Origin of the sequence: Rhizobium sp. CG5 (assembly GCF_023701945.1) — a bacterium.
In the GTDB taxonomy this organism is placed as follows: domain Bacteria; phylum Pseudomonadota; class Alphaproteobacteria; order Rhizobiales; family Rhizobiaceae; genus Allorhizobium.
In genome coordinates this window covers 1-21,970 of the sequence record NZ_JABAEF010000033.1, presented here as the reverse complement: position 1 = coordinate 21,970, position 21,970 = coordinate 1, and the positions used below count along the sequence as shown (strand labels likewise).

At 62.9% G+C, this 21,970-nt stretch carries 26 protein-coding genes; 17 read left to right on the top strand and 9 right to left on the bottom strand.

The features are described from left to right. Positions 1-52 precede the first annotated feature (52 nt). From HGO38_RS29870 to HGO38_RS29845, 6 genes are all read left to right on the top strand, one after another. Positions 53-1,231, top strand: coding sequence for a cell wall hydrolase (locus HGO38_RS29870; RefSeq protein WP_250959432.1), 1,179 nt, complete (start codon positions 53-55; stop codon positions 1,229-1,231). 297 nt (positions 1,232-1,528) lie between these two features. Continuing rightward, positions 1,529-1,894 (top strand): AtpZ/AtpI family protein, encoded by a 366-nt coding sequence (locus tag HGO38_RS29865; protein ID WP_250959431.1) that lies wholly within the window; start codon positions 1,529-1,531, stop codon positions 1,892-1,894. Positions 1,895-1,957: 63 nt separating this feature from the next. Continuing rightward, positions 1,958-2,710 carry a F0F1 ATP synthase subunit A gene (locus tag HGO38_RS29860; protein WP_168474957.1) on the top strand — a complete coding sequence of 251 codons (753 nt, stop codon included), beginning with the start codon at positions 1,958-1,960 and terminating at the stop codon, positions 2,708-2,710. Positions 2,711-2,827: 117 nt separating this feature from the next. After that, positions 2,828-3,055, top strand: a complete 228-nt coding sequence (locus tag HGO38_RS29855; RefSeq protein WP_037161651.1) for a F0F1 ATP synthase subunit C — start codon at positions 2,828-2,830, stop codon at positions 3,053-3,055. Positions 3,056-3,132: 77 nt separating this feature from the next. After that, a complete protein-coding gene (locus HGO38_RS29850) occupies positions 3,133-3,726 on the top strand; it encodes a F0F1 ATP synthase subunit B (protein WP_250959430.1) in 594 nt (197 codons plus the stop codon). 2 nt (positions 3,727-3,728) lie between these two features. Continuing rightward, positions 3,729-4,214, top strand: a complete 486-nt coding sequence (locus tag HGO38_RS29845; protein WP_250959429.1) for a F0F1 ATP synthase subunit B — start codon at positions 3,729-3,731, stop codon at positions 4,212-4,214. 434 nt (positions 4,215-4,648) lie between these two features. Here HGO38_RS29845 and rnhB read toward each other — a convergent pair whose 3' ends face one another. Together rnhB and HGO38_RS29835 are read right to left on the bottom strand one after the other, a co-directional pair. Beyond that, a complete protein-coding gene (rnhB, locus tag HGO38_RS29840; RefSeq protein WP_250959428.1) occupies positions 4,649-5,302 on the bottom strand; it encodes a ribonuclease HII in 654 nt (217 codons plus the stop codon). Positions 5,303-5,462: 160 nt separating this feature from the next. Next, positions 5,463-6,620 carry a PA0069 family radical SAM protein gene (locus HGO38_RS29835; RefSeq protein WP_250959427.1) on the bottom strand — a complete coding sequence of 386 codons (1,158 nt, stop codon included), beginning with the start codon at positions 6,618-6,620 and terminating at the stop codon, positions 5,463-5,465. Positions 6,621-6,750: 130 nt separating this feature from the next. Here HGO38_RS29835 and HGO38_RS29830 point away from each other — a divergent pair, with 130 nt between their 5' ends. Continuing rightward, on the top strand, positions 6,751-7,290 hold the full coding sequence (locus HGO38_RS29830; RefSeq protein WP_250959426.1) for a glycosyl transferase: 540 nt from the start codon (positions 6,751-6,753) through the stop codon (positions 7,288-7,290). On the opposite strand, the gene HGO38_RS29825 is transcribed toward HGO38_RS29830, so the two are convergent. The 5 genes from HGO38_RS29825 to HGO38_RS29805 form a co-directional block, all read right to left on the bottom strand. Next, positions 7,280-8,329, bottom strand: coding sequence for a calcium-binding protein (locus HGO38_RS29825; RefSeq protein WP_250959425.1), 1,050 nt, complete (start codon positions 8,327-8,329; stop codon positions 7,280-7,282). The genes HGO38_RS29830 and HGO38_RS29825 overlap by 11 nt on opposite strands. 122 nt (positions 8,330-8,451) lie before the next feature. Further along, the gene (moaB, locus tag HGO38_RS29820; protein WP_250959424.1) at positions 8,452-8,994 is read right to left on the bottom strand and encodes a molybdenum cofactor biosynthesis protein B; all 543 of its coding nucleotides are present in this window, start codon (positions 8,992-8,994) and stop codon (positions 8,452-8,454) included. After that, a complete protein-coding gene (locus HGO38_RS29815; RefSeq protein WP_250959423.1) occupies positions 8,991-9,932 on the bottom strand; it encodes a 4-(cytidine 5'-diphospho)-2-C-methyl-D-erythritol kinase in 942 nt (313 codons plus the stop codon). The genes moaB and HGO38_RS29815 overlap by 4 nt, the downstream gene beginning before the upstream one ends. Further along, positions 9,916-11,772: a tetratricopeptide repeat protein gene (locus HGO38_RS29810; RefSeq protein WP_250959422.1), complete on the bottom strand. Its 1,857-nt coding sequence runs from the start codon at positions 11,770-11,772 to the stop codon at positions 9,916-9,918. Before HGO38_RS29810 ends, HGO38_RS29815 begins: the two co-directional genes overlap by 17 nt. Positions 11,773-11,997: 225 nt before the next feature. Further along, entirely contained in the window at positions 11,998-13,014 is a 1,017-nt protein-coding gene (locus HGO38_RS29805; protein ID WP_250959421.1) for a polyprenyl synthetase family protein, read from the bottom strand. Positions 13,015-13,121: 107 nt separating this feature from the next. On the opposite strand from HGO38_RS29805, the gene HGO38_RS29800 reads away from it, so the two are divergent. From HGO38_RS29800 to HGO38_RS29785, 4 genes are all read left to right on the top strand, one after another. After that, positions 13,122-13,352, top strand: a complete 231-nt coding sequence (locus HGO38_RS29800) for a putative signal transducing protein (protein ID WP_250959420.1) — start codon at positions 13,122-13,124, stop codon at positions 13,350-13,352. Between the two features lie 8 nt (positions 13,353-13,360). Next, complete coding sequence (locus HGO38_RS29795; protein ID WP_250959419.1) at positions 13,361-14,140, top strand: tRNA1(Val) (adenine(37)-N6)-methyltransferase; 780 nt, start codon at positions 13,361-13,363, stop codon at positions 14,138-14,140. Between the two features lie 109 nt (positions 14,141-14,249). Then, positions 14,250-15,116, top strand: a complete 867-nt coding sequence (locus HGO38_RS29790) for a S49 family peptidase (protein ID WP_250959418.1) — start codon at positions 14,250-14,252, stop codon at positions 15,114-15,116. A 20-nt stretch (positions 15,117-15,136) separates the two neighbouring features. Beyond that, positions 15,137-15,328: a hypothetical protein gene (locus tag HGO38_RS29785; protein ID WP_250959417.1), complete on the top strand. Its 192-nt coding sequence runs from the start codon at positions 15,137-15,139 to the stop codon at positions 15,326-15,328. A 7-nt stretch (positions 15,329-15,335) separates the two neighbouring features. Here the strand turns inward: HGO38_RS29785 and HGO38_RS29780 are convergent, their stop codons facing one another. After that, entirely contained in the window at positions 15,336-15,650 is a 315-nt protein-coding gene (locus HGO38_RS29780) for a type II toxin-antitoxin system RelE/ParE family toxin (RefSeq protein ID WP_352230519.1), read from the bottom strand. Then, positions 15,650-15,943, bottom strand: coding sequence for a ribbon-helix-helix domain-containing protein (locus HGO38_RS29775; RefSeq protein WP_250959415.1), 294 nt, complete (start codon positions 15,941-15,943; stop codon positions 15,650-15,652). The genes HGO38_RS29780 and HGO38_RS29775 overlap by 1 nt, the downstream gene beginning before the upstream one ends. Before the next feature lie 154 nt (positions 15,944-16,097). Between HGO38_RS29775 and HGO38_RS29770 the strand changes: the two genes are divergently transcribed. The 6 genes from HGO38_RS29770 to HGO38_RS29745 all read left to right on the top strand — a co-directional run. Then, positions 16,098-16,328 carry an AbrB/MazE/SpoVT family DNA-binding domain-containing protein gene (locus HGO38_RS29770; RefSeq protein ID WP_250959414.1) on the top strand — a complete coding sequence of 77 codons (231 nt, stop codon included), beginning with the start codon at positions 16,098-16,100 and terminating at the stop codon, positions 16,326-16,328. Between the two features lie 113 nt (positions 16,329-16,441). Next, the gene (locus HGO38_RS29765) at positions 16,442-17,377 is read left to right on the top strand and encodes a glycine--tRNA ligase subunit alpha (RefSeq protein WP_502941665.1); all 936 of its coding nucleotides are present in this window, start codon (positions 16,442-16,444) and stop codon (positions 17,375-17,377) included. A gap of 50 nt (positions 17,378-17,427) precedes the next feature. Continuing rightward, on the top strand, positions 17,428-18,123 hold the full coding sequence (locus HGO38_RS29760; RefSeq protein ID WP_250959412.1) for a DUF4328 domain-containing protein: 696 nt from the start codon (positions 17,428-17,430) through the stop codon (positions 18,121-18,123). Between the two features lie 60 nt (positions 18,124-18,183). After that, positions 18,184-18,735 carry a LemA family protein gene (locus HGO38_RS29755; protein WP_250959411.1) on the top strand — a complete coding sequence of 184 codons (552 nt, stop codon included), beginning with the start codon at positions 18,184-18,186 and terminating at the stop codon, positions 18,733-18,735. A 45-nt stretch (positions 18,736-18,780) separates the two neighbouring features. Beyond that, complete coding sequence (locus HGO38_RS29750; protein WP_250959410.1) at positions 18,781-20,055, top strand: 3-phosphoshikimate 1-carboxyvinyltransferase; 1,275 nt, start codon at positions 18,781-18,783, stop codon at positions 20,053-20,055. Continuing rightward, positions 20,056-21,970: DUF2207 domain-containing protein (locus HGO38_RS29745; RefSeq protein ID WP_250959409.1), on the top strand; the 1,915-nt coding region annotated here is incomplete at its 3' end. It abuts the gene before it with no gap.

Below are 21,970 nucleotides of genomic sequence, written 5' to 3'. Positions count from 1 at the left end.
TTAACAGGCGATAGTTCGCTAATGTAGCCTTGTTGCGTATGGAGTATCGGTTTTGCCGTCCAGATCCCGTTTGCGTCCCAGAGCCGTTTCCCGTTTCGAGAAATGGACCTCGCCCCTCGTGTTTGGACTGGTGTCCTGGCTTGCCTTTCCGTCGATCGCGGCCCATGCCGATCTCGCCGGACTGATCGCAGGGCTTGATCGCGGCGCCGATCAGTGGCGCATGGTGCTCACCGCCTCGCCGGCCGGCTCCATCCACGCCGCCGAACTGAATTTCGGCGATGCGGCAGAGCCGGCAAGTCTTGTCGGCGACACGGGCATGGTTCTGCCCGATGGCCGCAAGATCGCCTTCCTGGGCGACAAGATGGTCAAGAGCGACACGCCCGACGAGGACAGGGTCACCCGCAGCCAGAAGAAGAACCGGGTGATCGCCATCGAACAGATGCAGCCGCCGAAAGCCTTCAGCGCCGGCACGATCCTGCAGCGCACCAGCTCGCTGCTCGACCACCCCGACAATGGCAAGGACCACACGGCCTTCGTGAAATCGAAAAGCAAGGCCCGCGAGGTTCAGCTCGCGACATTCTTCTTCAAGAAGACCGAGCCGAAATTCGATCCGTCCGTACCCACTCTGCTGGCGGACTTGGTCACCAATCCCAATGCCGACGTGCTGGCCACAGCCTATGCACCAGCAGCTCCCGATTTCGCCAAGGATTCCCCCTTCGATGCCATCTTGGCCGACAAGCCGGACAGCGGCCGCTTCGTGCCGCGCATCAGTCCCAAGGATCATGCCTGGGCGGCCAGCATCCTGCCGGCGACCGTGTTTTCGGCCGCCGAGCAGCAATGCCTGGCCTCGGGCATCTATTTCGAGGCGCGCGGCGAATCGGTCAAGGGCCAGGCGGCCGTCGCCCAGGTGATTCTCAACCGCGTCCGCAATCCGGCCTATCCCGATACGATCTGCGGCGTCGTCTACCAGAACGAGGATTGGCGCAACCGCTGCCAGTTTTCCTTTGCCTGCGACAATATCAAGGACCGCGTCAATTCGCAGCAGCACTGGAAGGTGGCCCGCGAAGTGGCCATGGCGGTGACGGCCGGCAAGATCTGGATGCCGGAGGTCGGCTCGGCCACCCATTACCACGCCCTCTATGTGCGCCCGCCCTGGGCGCGGACCATGGAAAAGGTCGGGCGGATCGGCCTGCACGTCTTCTACCGCACCTATGGCGGCGGTTGGATCTGAAACACGGCCTTGGACTGGGCGTTTCGCCGGGGACGGATTCTGCGGCCGGCCCGCGGGGAGGCTGCCGGTTTTGTCCACCGGCTTTGGCACGGATTCGCCATAATCGACTTAAGTCTATGATTTTTCCGGGTTAATTTGTGGTGAAACAACCGCGGTCAGTGCCTTGACTATGCGGTCTCTCAAAATTATGGTGCGCGCGACTTCAAAACGGGCCGGACGGCGTGAAATCCGAGCTGTTTGCATGTCCGCTGCAGGCCCTATAGACAGGTCGTGAAGCGGGATCGGACGGGGACCATCATGACGGACGACCACGAGAAGAACCTGGAATTGCGTCGCAAGCGCCTGGGGGCCGAATTGGCCGGGCGTCGGGACGAGACCGGGGATGATGCGGCGAGGGAACTCAGGGCCGAGCAAAGCCGAAAAGGTTATGCACAGGCCATGAAGCTCTCGAGCGAATTCATCTCCGCAATCGTGGTTGGTGCACTTCTGGGCTATCTTTTCGACTATTTTGTCGGTACGTCGCCTTGGGGCCTGATCGTACTGCTGCTATTGGGATTCTGTGCGGGGGTCCTGAATGTTCTGAGATCCGCGGGCGTCGTGGCCGCGCCGCATCCGGCGGATCGTGGAACGGACACGAAGAGTGACAAGCGGGACGGCGCCTGAGGGCTGCCTGTTTCGAACGGGATGAATTCTGCCGCTGGCAGGCAAAGTGAGAGAGACAATCAGGTGTCAAACGATCCGACCCATCAGTTCCAGATCCAGAAGATTGTTCCGATCGAGCTTGGCGGCGTCGATTTTTCCTTCACCAATGCTTCGCTGTTCATGGTGGCAACCGTCACCTGCGCCTCGGCCTTCCTGTATTTCTCGACATCGAGCCGCGGCCTGATCCCGACCCGCATGCAATCGCTTGCCGAAATGTCCTATGAGTTCATTGCCTCCATGCTGCGCGAAGGCGCCGGCAGCCACGGCATGAAATTCTTTCCGATGGTCTTTTCGCTGTTCATGTTCGTGCTGACCGCGAACCTGCTCGGCATGATGCCCTACTTCTTCACCATCACCAGCCAGATCATCGTCACCTTCGCTCTGGCGATCTTCGTCATCGGCACGGTGCTGGTCTATGGTTTCTACAAGCATGGCCTGAGCTTCTTGAAACTGTTCGTGCCGTCCGGCGTGCCGGCGGCGCTTCTGCTTCTCGTGGTGCCGATCGAAATCATTTCGTTCCTGTCGCGCCCGATTTCGCTGTCGATTCGTCTGTTCGCCAACATGCTGGCCGGCCATATCACTCTCAAGGTTTTCGCGGGCTTCGTCGCTTCGCTGGGAAGCCTCGGCGCGCTGGGCATCGGCGGCGCCATTCTTCCCCTGATCATGACCGTCGCTCTGACCGGTCTCGAATTCCTCGTCGCCTTCCTGCAGGCTTACGTTTTCGCGGTACTGACGTGCATGTACCTCAACGACGCAATCCATCCGGGCGGGCACTAAGCAAGATCCAGAAAGTGTGACACGGTCTTCGGACGGGATCACGCTTAGGGGATAACCACCTTGGCGCCAGAACGCGTCAGTCCATTCGCCGCAACAACCATTCTAAGGAGATCAATCATGGAAGCGGAAGCAGCAAAGTACATCGGCGCAGGTTTGGCTTGCCTCGGCATGGCCGGCACGGCTCTCGGCCTCGGCAACATCTTCGGCAGCTACCTCTCCGGCGCTCTGCGCAATCCGTCTGCCGCTGACAGCCAGTTCGGCCGTCTGGTATTCGGCTTCGCCGTTACGGAAGCTCTGGGCATCTTCTCGCTGCTCATCGCTCTCCTCCTCCTCTTCGCTGTCTAATCACAGCTGAGATCGGGATCACGGTTCGCGGGCGCGAGCCGTGATCCCTTGCATTTGCAGGACACCTGGAGGCGAGCATGTTCGTTACCCCCGCCTATGCCGAAGAGACACCGGTAGAAGGCCAGACCCACACGGAAACCGGCGTCGCCCACGACACCGGGCATGCTGGGGGCGTTTTCCCGCCCTTCGACCAGTCGACCTATCCCTCGCAGCTCTTGTGGCTGGTGCTTACATTCGGCCTGTTCTACATGCTGATGCAGAAGGTCATCGTGCCGCGCGTCGGTGGCATCCTCGAAAATCGCCACGATCGCATTGCCCAGGATCTCGACGAAGCGGCCCGCTTCAAGTCGGAAGCCGATGCGGCCATCGAGACCTATGAAAGAGAATTGAGCGCTGCCAAGGCGAAAGCCGGGCAGATCGCAGCCGCGGCCCGCGACAGTGCCAAGGCCAAGGCCGATGCCGAGCGCGCTGCCATTGAAGCGCAGCTGTCGGAAAAGGTTGCTGCCGCCGAAGCCAATATCGCCGCGATCAAGGCCCAGGCCTTCGCCGAAGTCGGCACGATTGCCAGTGACACGGTCAGCGCCATCGTCGAGCAGCTGATCGGTGCCAAGGCAACGGCGGCTGACGTCAAGTCCGCGGTTGCCGCCGTTTCGACCAAGCAGGAGGCATGATCATGGCTTTTGACGCAACATTCTTTGCCTTCGTCGGCCTTCTCCTGTTCTTTGTCCTGATCGTCTACCTCAAAGTTCCGGGCATGGTGGCAAAGTCGCTCGACGAGCGTGCCGACAGGATCCGCGACGAACTTGCCGAAGCCAAGCGCCTGCGCGAAGAGGCCCAGCATGTGCTGGCCGAATATCAGCGCAAGCGCAAGGAAGCCGAAACGGAAGCAGCCGGCATCATCGCTGCTGCCGAACGCGAAGCGGCCATGCTGACGGCGGAAGCCAAGCAGAAGACCGAAGAGTTCGTGGCCCGCCGCAACGCGCTGTCCGAACAGAAGATCAAGCGCGCCGAAGCCGAAGCGGTCAACGCTGTGCGCTCGGCCGCCGTCGATCTGGCCATTGCCGCAGCCGAAAAGCTGCTGGTCAAGAAGGCCGGCGCCGACGTCCAGAAGACCTTGTTCTCCGCCTCGCTGGGCGAGGTCAAGGGCCGGCTGAACTAAGTCGTCTGCGTGCTATTATCTAGAGACAAGGCCGGGCGATTGTCCGGCCTTTTTTTGCGTTTGCGAGGGACGGAAAACCTTGTGTGCGGTAATCAAGCGGGGCCGTCGAGCTGCGGTGGCGTGATCCTTTTATCAGCTCGCCACTGTCGACGGATCGCTAGCCCCTTGTCCTCGGCGCAACGCGTTGCGCCTGACCTGCCGCCGCCCTCTCCGCTTGAGGGCAGGGCTATTGCATGTGAGAATAGACCCCTTCTGGCCTGCCGGCCATCTCCCCCACAAGGGGGGAGAAGACCTGGGGAAACCACTCGGCTTCATCCACCGACGGCGCGGCTGGACTAAGCCCTCCCCCTTGTGGGGAGGGTTTGGGAGGGGAATCTTTTCATAAGCGATCGCCCCCGCAGGTGGGGAGAGGGGCGATCAAAGCGCAAACGGTATCACTCCGGCCGGAGTGGCCGGAAGCTCATGCGGTGCAGCGGGCAGGGGCCCTGCGTTGCGATGGCGTCGCGATGCACCTGCGTGCCATAGCCGGCATGAAATTCAAAGCCGTAGACCGGAAACATCAGACCGGCCCGCTCCATCATCCGGTCACGCATCACCTTGGCGACGATCGAGGCGGCGGCGATCGACAGCGACCGGCAATCGCCCTTGATGACCGCCTTGCCGGGGCAGCAAAGCCCGTCCGGCACGTCGCGGCCGTCGGCCAGCACATAGGCCGCCTTGACGGGCAGGCCTCCCACGGCGCGCCGCATGGCATCGAGACTTGCCTTGCGGATGTCGCGGGCATCGATATGCAGCGGGCCGGAGGAGGCGATGGAGACATGGGCCGAGGCGAGAATGGCATCAAACAGCACGGCGCGTCGCGCCGCCGTCAGTTTCTTGGAATCGTTCAGCCCGTCCGGAATATGATCGGGATCGAGGATAACGGCAGCGGCCACCACCGGCCCGGCGAGCGGTCCGCGCCCGGCCTCGTCGGTTCCGGCCACCGGCCAGAAGCCCTGGCGCTCGGCAAGCCGCTCCAGCGCGAAATCCGGCACCAGCGGCGCGGCTTCGAAAAGGCACGGAGAATCGGGTGGTGTGCGAGAGCTCATGCGGCTGAGTTCGCACACCAACCCGACTTCCTGCAAGTCCCCGGATTGAAACGGAGCGGCAGAGCCGGCCCCTTTTCAAGGCGGCGGATATCCGGGGACTTGTCCGGCGCAAAAGGGGACAGGGAATTTGCGCCGGGATTCTGTTGAAAAAAACGCCGTATCAGAGCAGCGACAGCTGCACGCCGCTCTGGTTGGGCGGCACGAACAGGTCGTCGCGCAGCTGCATGCTGCGGCGAACCAGCCCCAGCCGCTTGGTGGCCATTTCGAAGCGCCGGCTGATCTGCCAGGCATAGGGGCCGGCGCCCTTCATGCGCTTGCCGAACTCCGCATCGTAATCCTTGCCGCCGCGCATCGAGCGCACCAGCGACATTACATGCCGGTAGCGGTCCGGATAATGCTGCAGCAGCCAGTCGCGAAACAGCGGACTGACCTCGAGCGGCAGCCTGAGGATCACGTAGCCGGCCTCCACGGCGCCCGCCGCCTTGGCTGAATCCAGCACCCGCTCGATCTCGTGGTCGTTGAGCGCCGGGATCACCGGCGCCATCAGCACGCCGGTCGGAATGCCGGCCTCCGAAAGGCCCTTGATCGCTTCCAGCCGCCGCGACGGCGTCGAGGCCCGCGGCTCCATGCTGCGCGCCAGCTTGCGGTCGAGCGTCGTCACGGAAATCGCCACCTTGACCAGCCCGCGCTCGGCCATCGAGGCCAGAATGTCGATGTCGCGCAGGATCAGCGCCGATTTCGTGACGATCGCCACGGGATGGTTGGCCTTGTTCAGCACCTCCAGCACCTGGCGCATGATGCGCCATTCCCGTTCGATCGGCTGGTAAGGGTCGGTATTGGTGCCGATCGCCAGCGTGCGCGGCTTGTAGCCGGGCTTGGACAGCTCGCGCTCCAGCAGTTTCGGCGCATCCGGCTTGGCAAACAGCTTGGCCTCGAAATCGAGCCCGGCCGAAAGCCCCAAATAGCTATGGGTCGGCCGCGCGAAACAATAGATGCAGCCATGCTCGCAGCCGCGATAGGGATTGAGCGAGCGGTCGAAGGGAATGTCGGGTGATTCGTTGCGCGAAATCACGCTGCGCGGCTTTTCCACCTGCACTTCGGTGCGAAACGGCGGCATGTCCTCCAGCGTTTCCCAGCCATCGTCGAAGGTGGTGCGCTCCGTCGGCTCGAAACGCCCCGAAGGGTTGAGCCCGGCGCCCCGGCCGCGACGCCGCTCGGCATCGACCCGCAGGCCGGACGCCTGGATCAAGGCATCGGCCACATCCGCCGTATTGGCAGGCTGAAACGCAGCCTGCCTCACATGAGACAGCAAGTTCATAATGGGCTCCTGACGGGCGTCCTTCCGCCCTTTCGTGATAAAATTCCTATCCTGAAAAAGAGAACAATGCAAGAACAAAATCGAAAATGCAGCAGTGGCAATTCTTTGTGCAATGCGATAATCATAGGCAATGCTGACAGTGATTATCGAATGCTTGGATCAGGAAACCGAATTGGCGCAAACCCTTGCGGCCCTGGTTTCAGGGGCTGTGGAAGGGGTTGTCTGCGATGTCGTGGTGCTTGATCGCGGCTCGCGGGATGGCACGTCGCGGCTGGCGGATGCGGCCGGTTGCCGGTTTCATGGGCAATGGGACCTGAAGGATATCGTCCGGGCCGCCAGGGGCGAATGGCTGCTGCTGGTCGAGCCGGGTGCCCGTCCGGCCAGCGGCTGGATCGACGAGATCGCCGACTATGTGATGCGCAACAGCGCGCCGGCCCGCTTTTCGCCGTCGCGCCATCACCGCCTGCCGTTCTACCGCCGGATCGGCCGCAGGACGGCGCCGCTGGAGGATGGCCTGCTGCTGTCGAAGCGTCAGGCGCTGGCCATCGTCAAGAGCGGCATGGGGCTTGGCGATCTGCCCAAGGGGCTGCGCATGCAATCGCTGACGGCAGAGCTGGTGCCGGCCCGGGTGGCCCGCCAGGCCCGCGCCGATCTCGGTATTACAGAATGAAGTCGGACCGCACCATGTCGGCCAGGTCGTTCATGGCGATCTGAAAATCCGAGCGGCCGTCGCCATTGACGTCGCCGCTGACGATCCCGCCGGAAAAGCGCAGCTGACCGGCCGCGCTAAAGGCGTCGTCGCCGATAAAGCTGAAGGCCTGGTTGCCGCCGCGCGCCGTATTGGCGTCCAGCGTCGAAAGGTCGACTTTGTCGCCCTGGCTGTGGCTGAAATCGGCGATGATATCGCGATTGTTGGCACCATTGCCGCTTTCGTTCAGTGCGTTGAAGTCGAACCGGTCGGCGCCGCTGCCGCCGGTCAGCAGATCACGGCTGCGGCCGCCGGTCAGGACGTCGGCGCCTTCATTGCCCTCGATCCGATCAATGCCAAGACCGCCGAACAGCTGGTCATTTCCGCCAAGCCCGAACAGATCGTCATTGCCGTTCAATCCCTCCAGTTTGTTGGCGCCATTGGTGCCGTTGATAGCGTCGCTGGCATTGGTTCCGGCCGCATCCTCGATGCTGACCAGGGTCTCAAAACGGTTGGCGCCGGTCTGGGCCAGCCCGGTCAACAGGTCGATCGTCACGCCGCTGCCGCCAAGCGTCGAGGAATCGTCGCGCGGTTCATAGGAGATGCGGTCGCGCCCGGCGCCGCCGTTGAAGAGGTTCTGCCAGCCTTCGGAGGCAAACTGGTCATTGCCGTCATTGCCGAAATAGCTGCTCTTGAAGGTGCTCACGGCGATCAGGTCATTGCCGTCACCGGCGCGGATGATATCGCCGATATCGCTGCCGAACGAACCAAAGCCGGTGCCGACATAGGTGTCGTTGCCCGCGCCGAGCCGGATGTCGTTGCCCGCTTCCATGGCATTGCTAATCCGGTCGTTTCCGGACCCCGCATCGACAAAATTGCCGCCGCCGAGATTGTCGCTGCGATTGAGGATGATCGTGTCATTGCCGCCAAAGGTGAAAAGCCGCACCTCCACGGTGTCGACGTTGTTGGTGCCCTGCACGAAGCGATCGGCATTGGAAGTTCCGCGAAATGTCTGGCCCATGGTTTTGATCTCCTGAATGACTGGATCAAACTTAAGGCAATGCGTCGCTCCGGCAATTGTCGCGCGTCACACCTCCTGGGTCCTGTCAAAAAAGGTCACTCAGGCAGTCGATGCGGCCGGCATCAGCCGCGCTTCAGGTGTTCGTCCAGCCGCGGCATGATCTCCACGAAATTGCAGGGCATGTGGCGATAGTCCAGCTGGCCCTTCAAGATGCCGTCCCAGGCGTCCTTGCAGGCCCCGGGCGAGCCCGGCAGCACGAAGATGAAGGTGGCATTGGCAACGCCGCCGGTGGCGCGAGACTGGATCGTCGAGGTGCCGATCTTGTCGTAGGAGATGCGGTGGAACACTTCGGAAAACCCGTCCATGCGCTTTTCGAACAGGGGTTCCAGCGCCTCGGGCGTCACGTCCCGGCCGGTAAAGCCGGTGCCGCCGGTGGTGATCACCACGTCGATCTCGTCCGACAGCGTCCAGGCCTTGACCTGGTTGTAGATGCGGTCGCGGTCGTCGCTGACGATGGCGCGGTCGACCAGCCGGTGGCCAGCCTCCAGGATGCGCGCGACAAGCGTGTCGCCGGATTTGTCGTCGGCAAGCGTGCGCGTGTCGGACACGGTCAGCACAGCGATGCCGACCGGGATGAAGGGGCGTGGTTGGCCGGTCGATGTCATGAATACGCTCCGCCCATCGTTTCGGTGGCGTGAAAGTACCAGTCGGGCCGCTGCTTGAGAAGGCCTGCGGCGGCATGCCGCGCCGCGTCCATATCGTCGAAGAGGCCAAAGCACGTCGCGCCCGAGCCGGACATCCGCACCAGCCGCGCCCCGGCATGCTCCATCATGGAGGCCAGAACCGCGATCTCGGTGCAAAGCGCGCGGGCAGGGGGCTCCAGATCGTTGCGCAAGTTCGACAGCGTGTCGAGCCACTGCGTCCGGTCTGCTATCTCCGGCAGGTCGCCGATCGGCGGATTACTCTTGCTCGACAGCCGGCGAAAAATCTCCGGCGTTGAAACGCCCTTGAGCGGATTGCCGAGCACCAGCGCGAAGGCGGGCAAAGTGTCGAGCAGAGACATGTCCTCGCCGATCCCCGTGGCGCGCAGCGGCGTTGAGCGCAGGCACATCGGCACGTCGGCGCCAAGCCTCAGACCGAGCGCCTGCAAGTCGGCCTCCGGCATGGCATGGTCCCAGAGCCGGGAAAGACCGCGCAGTGCCGCTGCGGCATCCGCCGAACCGCCGCCGATGCCCGAGGCGATCGGCAGGTTCTTCTCCAGATGGATGGCAACCGGCGGCGTTGCCACGCCCCGTTCGGTCAATGCCTGGCGTAGCAGGTCCCGTGCCTTCAGCACCAGATTGCCGGCCGGCCCGGCTTGGGCTTCGGTCGGGATCAGGGCACTGAACCGGCCCGAGACGCTGAACTGGTCGGTCGGCGACCGAGCCATGGTCAGCCGGTCGCCGTCGCGGGCAAAGGTCACCAGACTGTCGAGCAGATGATAGCCATCGGCCCTCTGGCCGGTGACATGCAGTGCCAGATTGATCTTGGCGGGCGCCGTCTCGATGATCGCTGTGTCCGGCAGTCCTTTCGGCAAGAGCGCGCCGTCAGGTCTTCTTGTCATCGGCGGCCTCAGCCTGCGGCTTGGCGCCGCCCGCCGTTGGTGCGGCGTCGGCATTGCCGGTGCCGGCGCCAGCTTCCAGCGGCGGCAGCCCCTCGGCAATCTTCATCTCGATCTTCGGGATTGTGTCCTTTTCAGGCTCGGAGATCAGCGCCCGCTTCCACTGGTAGACGGCCTCCAGCTTGCGACCGACGCGCCAGTAGGCATCGCCCAGATGATCGTTGATCGTCGCATCGCCGGCTTTCAGCTGCACGGCCCGCTCCAGCTCGTCGACCGCCTCGTCGAAACGGCCCAGGCGGAAAAACGCCCAGCCGAGCGAATCGACGATATAGCCGTCATCCGGCCGCAGCTCGACCGCCTTGCGGATCATGTCGAGCCCCTCGTCGAGGTTGCGGTTCATGTCGACCCAGGAATAGCCGAGATAGTTCAGCACCTGCGGCTGGTCGGGATAGAGCTCCAGCGCCTTGCGGAAGTTCGGCTCGGCAATGTCCCATTTCTTCAGTCGCTCATAGGCGATGCCGCGCTGGAAGAACACCGACCAGTGGCTGCGGACCGGCGCAGCACCGATCACCTCGACGGCCCGGTCGTAATTGTCGGCCATCTCCACATAGTCCTTGGCATCCGACAGCACGCTGCCATAGGCAAGGTAGCTGCGAATATCGGCAGGGTCGGAGACGATCAGCGCCTTGAGATGTTTGCGGGCATCGTCCACCTTGCCGGTCTGGGCGAGCGCCAGGCCAAGCTGCAGCTCGGAAATGCGCCGCATCGGCGACGTCGCCGGCACCTTGCCGTAGAAGGCGACGGCGCGGTCGGTCTGCTTGGCGTTTTCGGCAAGCCCGCCGAGCAGGATCAGCGTGTCGGCGCTATTGGGGTCGAGCGCATGGGACAGCTGCAGATAGAGCGTCACCGTATCCTGGGCGCCTTCGCGGTTCAGCGCGCCGCCGATGGCAAACAGCACCGCGGCGGCACCTTCCTGCGCATTGGTGACCTGCTGCTTGGGAACGTTGCCCTTCTCGATGCGCTCGCGCAGCGCCTTGAAGGGCGCATAATTGTTGATCAGCGTGTCGCCGGTGGCAATCGCGTCATAGGCTTTCTGCTTGTTGCCCTGTTCGGCTTCCAGAACGGCCAGCGCAAAAACCGAGCGCAGGAAGGTGTCAGGCGCGGTCGCGCCCCCTTCCTGGTCTGTCACGGCACTGCTGAAATACTTGCGCGCCGCATCCACATCGCCGATCGCCGCCGCGATGGCGCCGGCATTGTAGTTCTTGAACACCCCGTACCATTCCGGGCCTTTCAGCCCGTCGATCATCGCAAGCGCTTCCTTGCCCTGTCCGGCGCCCATCTTGGCCCAGGCGATCAGCAGCGAATTGGTCAGCCGGTCGAGATCGTTCGGTCCCTTGTATTCAAGAAGCTTCTCGGCCGAAGCATATTCGCGGTTGCGAATCGCATCGAGACCCCTGGCGATCGACGTCACCCGCTCGACGGCCGGATCCGATTTCAGCTCATGGGCATATTTCACACCCTCGTCGAACTGGCCGTTCATGAACAGCGCCAGCATCAGGCTCTGGCGGATTTCGATATTGCCGGGCTCGATGGCCAGCGCCTTCTTGTAGAGGGCGATGGCAATATCGAGATCGCGGTCGGCATTGGCCGTGCGGGCGCTGAGATAGGCTCCGGAAAACGTATCGACGCTGTTGGCGTCGAACCGCTCCGTCGTCTCGGGCGCGGCGGTTGTCGTTGCCTGGGCAAAGCCGGCGCCCATGCTCCCGAAATAGCCGATGCCGAATGTGGCCAAGACCATCAGGGCGGTGCCGGTGAGTGAGCCGATGGCAAATGTCTGCCGCATGAAGGAGCCTTTCAACAAGGGGTGCCGGCCATACTGCCGTAGGATGTTACCGGATAGCAATGATTTCGCATTCAACCAACGAAAAACACGCAATAGCCGATTCGAGCAAGCGGTGCGGACCCATCAGGACCGCCCACGCGTCTTTCCTGCTGCCCCGCCCATTCATCTAACGGCAACAGCATGGCTTTTTTGAAGCAGCGCCGGACAGGCCGCCCCTCGTCACTCTCAACTGACCCGGGCGATCGAGAAATCGATCACGTCCATCAGGGCGTCCTTCCACGGACTGTCGGGAAGCGGCGCCAGCGCATCGCGGGCAATCATGCCGTAATGCAGGGCCCGGGCGATCGTATCGTTCAGACCGTTATATTTGGTAATCAGGCCGATCGCCTTGTCGAGATTGGCATCGTCGCTTTTGCCGCCCTCGATCGCCTCGCGCCAGAAGGCGCGCTCCGGCTCGGTACCGCGGCGATAGGCCAGGATGACCGGCAGCGTGATCTTGCCCTCGCGGAAATCGTCGCCGGTATTCTTGCCCAGATCGGACGCCTTGCCGCCGTAGTCGAGCGCATCGTCGACCAGCTGGAAGGCAAGGCCGAGATTCATGCCGTAGGATTTCAGCGCATTGCGGCTCGCCTTGTCCGTGCCGGCGACGATCGGCCCGACCTCGGAGGCGGCCGCAAACAGCGCCGCCGTCTTGGCGCGGATCACCGAGAGATAATCGTCCTCGGTGGTTTCCATGTTCTTGGCGACGGAGAGCTGCAGCACTTCGCCCTCGGCAATCACCGAGGCAGCAGACGACAGCACATCCAGCGCGTCGAGCGAGCCGACCTCGACCATCAGGCGAAACGCCTGGCCGAGCAGGAAGTCGCCGACCAGGACGCTCGCCTGGTTGCCCCAGATCATCCGTGCCGTCGACTTGCCGCGCCTGAGATCGCTTTCGTCCACCACGTCGTCATGCAGCAGGGTTGCCGTGTGCATGAACTCGACGCTGGTGGCGAGCTTGATATGGGCCTCGCCTTCGTAGCCGAACATCGCCGCCGAGGCGATCGTCAGCATCGGCCGCAGGCGCTTGCCGCCGGACGAGATCAGATGGTTGGCCACTTCCGGGATCATCTGCACGTCGGAACCGGCCTTGGATAGAATAAGCTGGTTCACCCGCTCCATGCCGGCCTTGGTCAAGTTCACCAACGGCTTAACGGAAGCCTGTTTGTTTTTGCTTTCCTCAAGCGGTATCACTACGCCCAACGCACCGGACTCCTGTTCATTCGTCAGTTCCGACCATAAAAAGGGCCTGAGGACACGGCAAGAGGCGAATTGTCTCGTTCGGTCAATTTGATGGGATTTAATAACAAATGCACGAGCTTATTCGCACAAACGACCCGGTTCTGCTCTCCTTCGCCGAGAGCCTGATGAAGGATGCCGGAATTCACTGCCTGATTGCCGATCAGGCGATGAGCATCATGGAGGGCTCGCTCGGCATGCTGCCGCGTCGTTTTCTGGTGGAAGAGGGCCGGCTGGACGAAGCCCGCACGATTCTCACCGATGCGGGCCTTGCCGACGAACTGCTCGATCGCAAGGACTGAGGCGGTCGATGTCTGCGCCGAGTTCTGAGACCATTGACGCCTTCCACCGCGGCCGCTTCCATCTGGTCCAGCCGAAGGGCCGCGGCCACCGCGCCGGCATGGATGCCATGCTGCTGGCAAGCCTGGTCGATGCCTCCGGCCCGTTTCGTCTCGCCGATCTGGGTGCCGGTGCCGGAGCGGCGGGGCTGGCGGGCGCGGCACGGCTGGAAGGGGCCGAGGGGACGCTTGTCGAACGCTCGCCCGAGATGGCCGACTATGCGCGCAAAAGCCTTGCGCTCGCCGACAATTCCCACCTGTCGTCCCGCGCCAATGTCGTGGAGGCCGATGTCACCCTGACCGGCAAGGCCCGCGTTGCCGCCGGCCTTGCCGATGACAGTTTCGACCATGTGATCATGAACCCGCCCTTCAACGATGCCGGCGACCGCCGCACGCCCGATGCCCTGAAAGCCGAGGCCCATGCCATGACCGACGGCCTGTTCGAGGCCTGGATCCGCACCGCCGGCGCCATCATGGTGCCGGGTGGCCAGCTGTCGCTGATCGCCCGGCCGCAATCGATCGCCGAGATCATCGCCGCCTGCGGAAAGCGTTTCGGCGGTCTGGAAATCACCCCGCTCTATCCGCGCGCCGGGGAAAGTGCCGTGCGTGTGCTGGTCACCGCCATCAAGGGATCGCGCGCCCGGCTCGAGCTGCGCGCACCGCTGACCATGCATGACGATCCCGGTAGCCACCGGTTTTCGGCCTTCGTCGACGATCTCAACAACGGCCGGGCCGCCTATCGGCGCCGGTAAAGCGATCTTTTTCGGGCCTGCCGCCGTTTTTTCGACACCGCCATTGTGTTTGCCGGTCCGCAACTTACATCTCTGCTCACGTGAACCATGACAAAGAGGTAACGCATTGATGTCGGATTTTCTGGAACGGCTGACCCCGAAACGCTTTCGCAAGAAAGGCATCGTGATCCCCGTCGTGCGCCTGCATGGGCAGATCATGAGCGGCGGCAGCCGGTTCAAGCCGGCCCTCAATCTGGCAAGCGTCGCCCCCATGCTGGAAAAGGCCTTTGCCCGCAAGAACAGCCCAGCGGTTGTCCTGTCGATCAATTCGCCGGGCGGTTCGCCGGTCCAGTCGCGCATGATTTTCCAGCGCATCCGCTCGCTGGCCGAGGAAAAGAACAAGACGGTCCTGGTGTTCGTCGAGGACGTCGCGGCCTCCGGCGGCTACATGCTGGCGCTGGCCGGCGACGAGATTTATGCCGACCCCACCTCGATCGTCGGCTCGATCGGCGTGGTATCGGGCGGCTTCGGCTTTCCCGAACTGTTGAAGAAGATGGGCGTCGAGCGCCGCGTCTATACCGCCGGGGAGAACAAGGTCATCCTCGATCCCTTCCAGCCGGAAAAGGAAGGCGACATCGAATACCTGAAGACCCTGCAGCTCGAGATCCACAAGGTCTTCATCGACATGGTCAAGGACCGCCGCGGCTTGAAGCTTGCCGATGATCCGACGATTTTCTCCGGCCTGTTCTGGACCGGCCAGCGCGGCCTCGAGCTTGGCCTGATCGACGGGCTCGGCGACATGCGCGTCGAACTGAAGCGCCGCTACGGCGCCGACACGCGGCTGGAACTGGTCAGCGGCGCCCGCGACTTTTTCGGACGGCGCTTGCCGGGTGTCGGACTTTCCGCCGGTGGCACCGAACAAATCGCCGCAGCAGCGCTCAGCGGTCTTGCCGAAACGATCGAAGAAAAGGCAATGTGGAGCCGATACGGTCTCTGACAAAGAGGCGAGGGGGGAACATGGCACAGCTTTTATTTATGGTGGTCCTGCTCGGCGGTGCCTGGCTTCTCTACCGACGCTTCGTCTCGGACGCCGAAAAGCTCGCCGCCAAATCGCGGGCAGCCGAAAAAGAGCAGGAAACCGGGGCCATCGGCACTTTGGTCAAGGATCCCGAGACGGGAGAATACCGGGTGCGCCGTGAGGGCGAGTGAGTATCGGTTAGCTGCGCCCGCGGGCCCTGGCCTGCCAGTCGGCACCGGCATAGGTGACGCAGACGATATGGACCGTCTCGGTCCTGTCGTCCACCGTGAAACAGATCACGCCCTTTTCCCCGGCCGGCAATGCGCGAAGGCCGGGATGGATGTCGTGGCGAACGGTGCCGATATGGGGGTAATCACGCAAGCTCTTCATGGCGCTTCTGAATTCGGCGATTTTCTGACCTGCGATTGGATACCCCGCATAGTCTCCGATCAGGCGCGTTATATCCAGCATGTCGGATCGGACGAGAGGGTGGCGGGTGACGGTGTAGCGCACTAGTTTGCCTTGGATAGCTTTTGCACCATGGCCTCGATCTCTTCAAACATCGTATCGTTATCCAACGGAATCCACTGGTCCCGCGGCAATTCCAGGCGCCGTCGGATCTCGTCGCCCATGCCGTCCAGCGGATCGGCGGTGGTAGGGCCGACGGCGGGCGTTTCGTTTTCGATCATCTGGGCAATCCCGGCCTCGATGACGCTTGAGATCGAGGGATAGTGGCCATCCTCGACGAGCTTTTCGGCATAGCGCAGCAGGTCTTCGCTCAAGGTCACTGTCGTCTTGACGGTCATCGGTCTGGTCTCCGGCGGCAAGGTTTAAGTGTATCATTGGCAGGGGCCGGCGACAATGCGGTGCCGGCATGGATGCTGAACGTTGAGGTTGTCTTGGAGTATGAGCATTCGCTTGCTAAGATCTAAGCGGATTTTGTCGATTAACAGGTGTGCCATGCAGGTTTCCAAGTGGGGAAATAGTCTCGCCATTCGCATTCCGTCCGCCGTCGTCAAGGCCCTGAACCTTAAGGAGGGCGATGATGTCACCGTTTGCATAGCGCAGGACCGGACGTTTGAGATCGCCCGCGACGATCCGCGTGAACAGGTGCTCAAGCGCATCCGCGCCAGGGTCAAACCTTTGCCGCCGGGCTGGCATTTCGACCGCAGCGCAGCCAATGAAGACTGACAACCATGCCGCCGCGGCAGGTCAAAACCCTTGACCCCTCAAGCCCGTCATGGCACCAGACGGCCAGTAAACTTCAACCCCGGACTGATACCATGACCACTCTCGCTCCGCATATGGACCCCAAGCGCTCTTTCCAGGCGCTGATCCTGACGCTGCATGCCTATTGGGCCGACAAGGGTTGCGCCGTTCTGCAGCCCTATGACATGGAAGTGGGTGCCGGCACGTTTCATCCGGCAACGACGCTGCGTGCGCTGGGGCCGAAGCCCTGGAAGGCTGCCTATGTGCAGCCATCGCGTCGTCCGTCCGATGGTCGCTATGGCGAAAACCCCAACCGCCTGCAGCACTATTACCAGTATCAGGTCATCCTGAAGCCCAATCCGTCCAACCTGCAGGAACTTTATCTCGGCTCGCTGGCCGCCATCGGCCTCGATCCTCTGCTGCACGATATCCGTTTCGTCGAGGACGACTGGGAAAGCCCGACGCTCGGCGCCTGGGGCCTTGGCTGGGAATGCTGGTGCGACGGCATGGAAGTCTCGCAGTTCACCTACTTCCAGCAGGTCTGCGGCATCGAATGCTCGCCGGTCGCCGGCGAACTGACCTACGGCCTCGAGCGCCTCGCCATGTATGTGCAGGGCGTCGATAGCATTTACGATATCAATTACAACGGCCGCGAGGGCGAGGACAAGATCTCCTATGGCGACGTCTTCCTGCAGGCCGAGCAGGAATATTCCAGGCACAATTTCGAGATCGCCAATACCGAGATGCTGCACCGCCATTTCGAGGATGCCGAGAAGGAATGCCAGGCGATCCTTTCTGCCGGTGCACCGAGCGACAGTGCCAACCAGATGCTGCACAAATGCGTCTTCCCGGCCTATGACCAGTGCATCAAGGCCTCCCACGTCTTCAACCTGCTCGACGCCCGCGGCGTGATCTCGGTGACCGAACGGCAGAGCTATATCCTGCGCGTCCGCACGCTCGCCAAAGCCTGCGGCGAAGCCTTCCTGCTGACCGACGCCGGCGGCATCAACTGGAAGAAAGACGCCGCGTGAGCCAAGGCCGGTCCAGTCCGGCAGCGTTACTGGCGGGACGGCTCGCAGGGATGCGGCGAGCCTTCACGGCAACGGCTTGGGTCAGCGCAGTCCTGCTGGTCTTGTCGACGCTTTTCTATCTCTACATTGCCTTTGTCAGCTATGTCCTTGAGCATACCGGATCCAACGCCCATACCGGCGCGGACAGTCCGGTTTTCGGCTTGCTGATGGGCGTCGCCGGGCCGTTTGATCTGGTGGTCGCCGCCTTGGCCGTGCTGAATACGGCTTTCTTCTTTTATTGGCTGTTCCTGTCGGTCGGCCTGGCTCGGTCCGTCGAGCCCGCCAGCGTGCGATATCCGCCATGGACGGCGCTTCTCGGCTTCGTCGTTCCGATCGTCAATCTTTGGATGCCGATCTACACTTTGGTGGATCTCGACGATTTCGCCGCCCGCCAGGAGGCGAGGTCTACGGCGCGTTTTTCGCTGCTGCCCAGCGCCATGATGTTGTGCTGCGTTGTGGCGCTGATCGCCTCGAATCGAACATCGCAGGCCAGCAACGCCGGCGTCGCGGACTTTGCGGCCGGCCAGAGCCTGATGCAGCTGGCATCCGTTGGCGCCATCGCCAACATCCTCCTGCTGATGCTGGTGCAGGCCTTCATGCATCGCACCGCACCCGGTCAGGACATCGCTCTTGCCAAACTCGCCGCTGCCGAAGCAGCGAACCAGCCGGCCTCCCTGCCCATAATTGGGCAGTCCCAGAACGGCTGATGACAAGCGTCAACCGAACGCATAATGTCCCGCCATCTTTGCATTGGCCGGAGCATCTCCATGTATGTCATTCTCGCAATTCTTGCCCTTGCCGCCGTCTATGCGGTCATCGTCTATAACGGCCTGGTCAAATCCAAGCAGATGACCGAGGAAGCCTGGTCGGGCATCGACGTGCAGCTGAAGCGCCGCGCCGACCTGATCCCCAACCTCATCGAGATCGTCAAGGGCTATGCCAAGCACGAGAGCGAGACGCTGGAAAAGGTCGTCGAATTGCGCAACCGCGCACAAGGCGTGCCGGCCGGCGATATCGAGGGCAGGGCCGCCGCCGAAGGCCTGCTCGGCCAGGCGCTCGGCCGCGTCATGGCGCTGGCCGAAGCCTATCCGGACCTGAAGGCCAACGAGAACTTCCTCGAGTTGCAGCGCTCGCTGGAAGGCGTCGAAGGCGAGATCCAGATGTCGCGCCGCTACTATAACGGCGCGGCCCGCGATCTGAACGTCAAGGTTGAGAGCTTCCCGTCCAACCTGGTGGCCCGCAATTTCGGCTTTATCAAAGCGGGCTATTTCGAGATCGCCAACGACGCCGACCGCGCCGTCCCGACCGTCAAATTCTAAGTTTTAAGGTCGCCATGGGCGACCGCTATCCCAAGAGCGAAGTGCATGAAAACCGATAAACTGACCCTGCTGCCGCCCGGCCATCCGCTGTCCGGCAAGGTGAGCCCGCCCGGCTCCAAGTCGATCACCAACCGGGCCCTGTTGCTGGCCGGCCTGTCGAAGGGCACCAGCCGGCTGACCGGCGCGCTGAAAAGCGACGACACCCGCTATATGGCCGAGGCCCTGCGCGCCATGGGCGTTGATATCGACGAGCCGGATGCGACCACCTTCGTCGTCACCGGCACCGGCCGCCTGACGGCCCCCTCGGCCCCGCTCTTTCTCGGCAATGCCGGCACCGCCACGCGCTTCCTGACGGCGGCCGTGGCCAGCGTCGACGGCACCGTCACCGTCGATGGCGACGAGCATATGCGCAAGCGGCCGATCGGCCCGCTGGTCGCTGCTCTGCGCTCGCTCGGCATCGATGCCGCAGCCCCGACCGGCTGCCCGCCGGTCACCATTCGCGGCACTGGCCATTTCGGCAGCGGTCGGGTCGAGATCGATGCCGGCCTGTCCAGCCAATATGTCTCCGCTTTGTTGATGGCAGCGCCCCTGGCGCCTGAAGGTTCAAACCGGCCCGTCACGGTGGCTTTGACCGGCCCGGAGATCGGCGCGCGCGGTTATGTCGACCTGACGCTCGATGCCATGCGCGCCTTTGGTGCCAAGGTCGAACAGCTCGATCAGGCCACCTGGCGGGTCGAGCCGACCGGCTATCACGCCGCCGATTTCCACATCGAGCCGGATGCCTCCGCCGCCACATACCTCTGGGGCGCCGAAGTGCTGACCGGCGGTAAGATCGACATCGGCACGCCGGCGACGCAATTCACCCAGCCCGATGCCAAGGCCTATGAGGTGATCGCCGCTTTCCCCGATATGCCCGAGGTCATCGACGGCAGCCAGATGCAGGATGCCATCCCGACCATTGCCGTTCTGGCTGCCTTCAACAACAGGCCGGTGCGCTTCGTTGGCATCGCCAATCTGCGCGTCAAGGAATGCGACCGCATCCGCGCCTTGTCGACAGGGCTCAACACCATTCGCGAGGGCCTTGCGGAAGAGCAGGGCGACGATCTCGTCGTTTATGCCGATCCCGCACTCTCCGGCCAGACCCTGCCGGCCGAGATCGACACCTTTGCCGATCACCGCATTGCCATGAGCTTTGCGCTGGCCGGCCTGAAGATCAACGGCATCACCATTCTCGATCCCGGCTGCGTCGCCAAGACCTATCCAAGCTATTGGGATGCTTTGGCCTCGCTCGGCGTGCGCTATCAGGAAAGCAACGGATAAATGAAATCCTTCCTCGGTCTTGGCCTCGCCCTTGTCCTCTCCATCCTGTCAGGGCGTATCGCCACGGCCGAGGAACTGATCCGCTCCTATGACGCGGCCATCGAGGTCGGTGCCGATGCCACGCTGACGGTAACGGAAACCATCACCGTGCGCGCCGAAGGCAATCAGATCAGCCGCGGCATTTTCCGCGATTTTCCGCTCTATGCCGAAGATGCCGATGGCCGCCGCATCAAGGTCGATTTCGACCTGATCTCGGTCACACGCGACGGTGAGCCCGAGCCCTATCATACCGAGAGCATTTCCGGCGGCATCCGCATCTATGCCGGCTCCGCCGATGTCTATCTCGACACGGGAAACCACACCTATACCATCACCTACACCACCGCCCGGCAGATCCGCTACTTCGAGGACCACGACGAGCTCTACTGGAACGTCACCGGCAATGGCTGGCTGTTTCCGATCAATTCGGCCTCGGCCACCGTCACCCTGCCGCCGGGCATCGAGCCGACGGCGACCGCCTATTACACCGGCGCTCTGGGCGACACCGGCCAGGATGCCACATCCAGCGAAACCGGGGACGGCGTCGTCTTTGAGACCACCCGGCGCCTGGACGTCGGCGAGGGGCTGACCATCGTCGTCGGCATGCCGAAGGGCGCCGTCGTCGCCCCCTCCAGCGACCAGAGTTTCTGGTGGTTCCTGCGCGACAACATCAATGCCCTTCTGGGCTATGGCGGCCTTGCCGCCGTCTTCCTTTACTATCTGCGCTTCTGGCTGCGCGTCGGACGCGATCCGGACGCCGGCGTCATGGTGCCGCGCTGGGATGCGCCGGATGGCATTTCGCCGGCTTTGGTCAACTATATCGACAACAAGGGCTTTTCCGGCGCCGGCTGGACGGCGCTCTCGGCCACCGCCCTCGACCTCGCGGTCAAGGGCTATGTGGTGCTCGATGATCTCAACGATTCGATCGTCATCCGCCGCACCGAAAAGGCCCTGCCGGCAACCCTTCCGGCCGGCGAGGCAAGCCTTCTTTCCGCCGTTGGCGGCCCAAGCGAGGACCTCACCATCGACAAGGCCAATGGCGTGCGCGTCCAGTCCGCCGGCAAGGCCTTCCGCCAGGCGATCGAGAAGGAGCATCGCGGCAAATATTACCGCGGCAATGTCGGCTATATCGCCGGTGGCGTGGCTTTGAGCGTCGCGCTGTTGTTCTGCCTGATGGTGTTTGGCGATGTCGATGCCGGCATGGTGCCCTTCCTGCTGATCCCGGCCTTCCTCGCCGTGGTGCTGACCGTGGTGGTCGTCAGGATCGCTCGGGGCCTGCGCCGCGGCGCCTCGCTGATCAGCCGCATCGGCTCGATCCTCGCCATGGCCGTGTTCGGCTTCGTGCTGGTGACCATCCTCGGCGGCGTCCTTCTGACGCTGATCGTCGAGCTGGAGGGCAACCAGCCGCTGTCGGTGCCGGTCGCGGTCGGCGGCGTCGTGTTCCTGAACGGCCTGTTCTTCTTCCTGATGGGTGCCCCGACGCCGCTCGGCCGCAAGCTGATGGACGGCATCGAGGGCCTGCGCACCTATCTGACGCTCGCCGAAAAAGACCGCATGAACATGGCCGGCGCGCCAAAAATGTCGCCGCAGCATTTCGAAACGCTGCTGCCCTATGCCGTGGCGCTCGGTGTCGAAAAGCCCTGGACCAACACGTTTGAGACCTGGCTGGCAACGGCTGCCGCCGGTGCAGCGGCTTACGAGCCTGTCTGGTATCACGGCGCCCATCCCGGCGATTTCGGCGGCCGCATCGGCGGCTTCTCAAGCTCCATGGCCTCGACCATCGCCTCCACTTTGCCCGAACCACCCAAAAGCTCGTCCTCCGGCCTGTCATCCAGCAGCAGCGGCGGCGGCGGTTCCTCCGCCGCCACCGCCGGAG

Bases quoted from the DNA above. Each gene is read 5' to 3' on its own strand.
- HGO38_RS29765 (WP_502941665.1), top strand. From the start codon at position 16,442: ATGGACCCCAAGCGCTCTTTCCAGGCGCTGATCCTGACGCTGCATGCC.
- HGO38_RS29865 (WP_250959431.1), top strand. From the start codon at position 1,529: ATGACGGACGACCACGAGAAGAACCTGGAATTGCGTCGCAAGCGCCTG.
- HGO38_RS29810 (WP_250959422.1), bottom strand. From the start codon at position 11,772: ATGCGGCAGACATTTGCCATCGGCTCACTCACCGGCACCGCCCTGATG.
- rnhB (WP_250959428.1), bottom strand. From the start codon at position 5,302: ATGAGCTCTCGCACACCACCCGATTCTCCGTGCCTTTTCGAAGCCGCG.
- HGO38_RS29855 (WP_037161651.1), top strand. From the start codon at position 2,828: ATGGAAGCGGAAGCAGCAAAGTACATCGGCGCAGGTTTGGCTTGCCTC.
- HGO38_RS29785 (WP_250959417.1), top strand. From the start codon at position 15,137: ATGGCACAGCTTTTATTTATGGTGGTCCTGCTCGGCGGTGCCTGGCTT.
- HGO38_RS29760 (WP_250959412.1), top strand. From the start codon at position 17,428: ATGCGGCGAGCCTTCACGGCAACGGCTTGGGTCAGCGCAGTCCTGCTG.
- HGO38_RS29790 (WP_250959418.1), top strand. From the start codon at position 14,250: ATGTCGGATTTTCTGGAACGGCTGACCCCGAAACGCTTTCGCAAGAAA.
- HGO38_RS29795 (WP_250959419.1), top strand. From the start codon at position 13,361: ATGTCTGCGCCGAGTTCTGAGACCATTGACGCCTTCCACCGCGGCCGC.
- HGO38_RS29850 (WP_250959430.1), top strand. From the start codon at position 3,133: ATGTTCGTTACCCCCGCCTATGCCGAAGAGACACCGGTAGAAGGCCAG.
- moaB (WP_250959424.1), bottom strand. From the start codon at position 8,994: ATGACATCGACCGGCCAACCACGCCCCTTCATCCCGGTCGGCATCGCT.
- HGO38_RS29755 (WP_250959411.1), top strand. From the start codon at position 18,184: ATGTATGTCATTCTCGCAATTCTTGCCCTTGCCGCCGTCTATGCGGTC.
- HGO38_RS29825 (WP_250959425.1), bottom strand. From the start codon at position 8,329: ATGGGCCAGACATTTCGCGGAACTTCCAATGCCGATCGCTTCGTGCAG.
- HGO38_RS29835 (WP_250959427.1), bottom strand. From the start codon at position 6,620: ATGAACTTGCTGTCTCATGTGAGGCAGGCTGCGTTTCAGCCTGCCAAT.
- HGO38_RS29815 (WP_250959423.1), bottom strand. From the start codon at position 9,932: ATGACAAGAAGACCTGACGGCGCGCTCTTGCCGAAAGGACTGCCGGAC.
- HGO38_RS29750 (WP_250959410.1), top strand. From the start codon at position 18,781: ATGAAAACCGATAAACTGACCCTGCTGCCGCCCGGCCATCCGCTGTCC.
- HGO38_RS29770 (WP_250959414.1), top strand. From the start codon at position 16,098: ATGCAGGTTTCCAAGTGGGGAAATAGTCTCGCCATTCGCATTCCGTCC.
- HGO38_RS29800 (WP_250959420.1), top strand. From the start codon at position 13,122: ATGCACGAGCTTATTCGCACAAACGACCCGGTTCTGCTCTCCTTCGCC.
- HGO38_RS29845 (WP_250959429.1), top strand. From the start codon at position 3,729: ATGGCTTTTGACGCAACATTCTTTGCCTTCGTCGGCCTTCTCCTGTTC.
- HGO38_RS29830 (WP_250959426.1), top strand. From the start codon at position 6,751: ATGCTGACAGTGATTATCGAATGCTTGGATCAGGAAACCGAATTGGCG.
- HGO38_RS29775 (WP_250959415.1), bottom strand. From the start codon at position 15,943: ATGACCGTCAAGACGACAGTGACCTTGAGCGAAGACCTGCTGCGCTAT.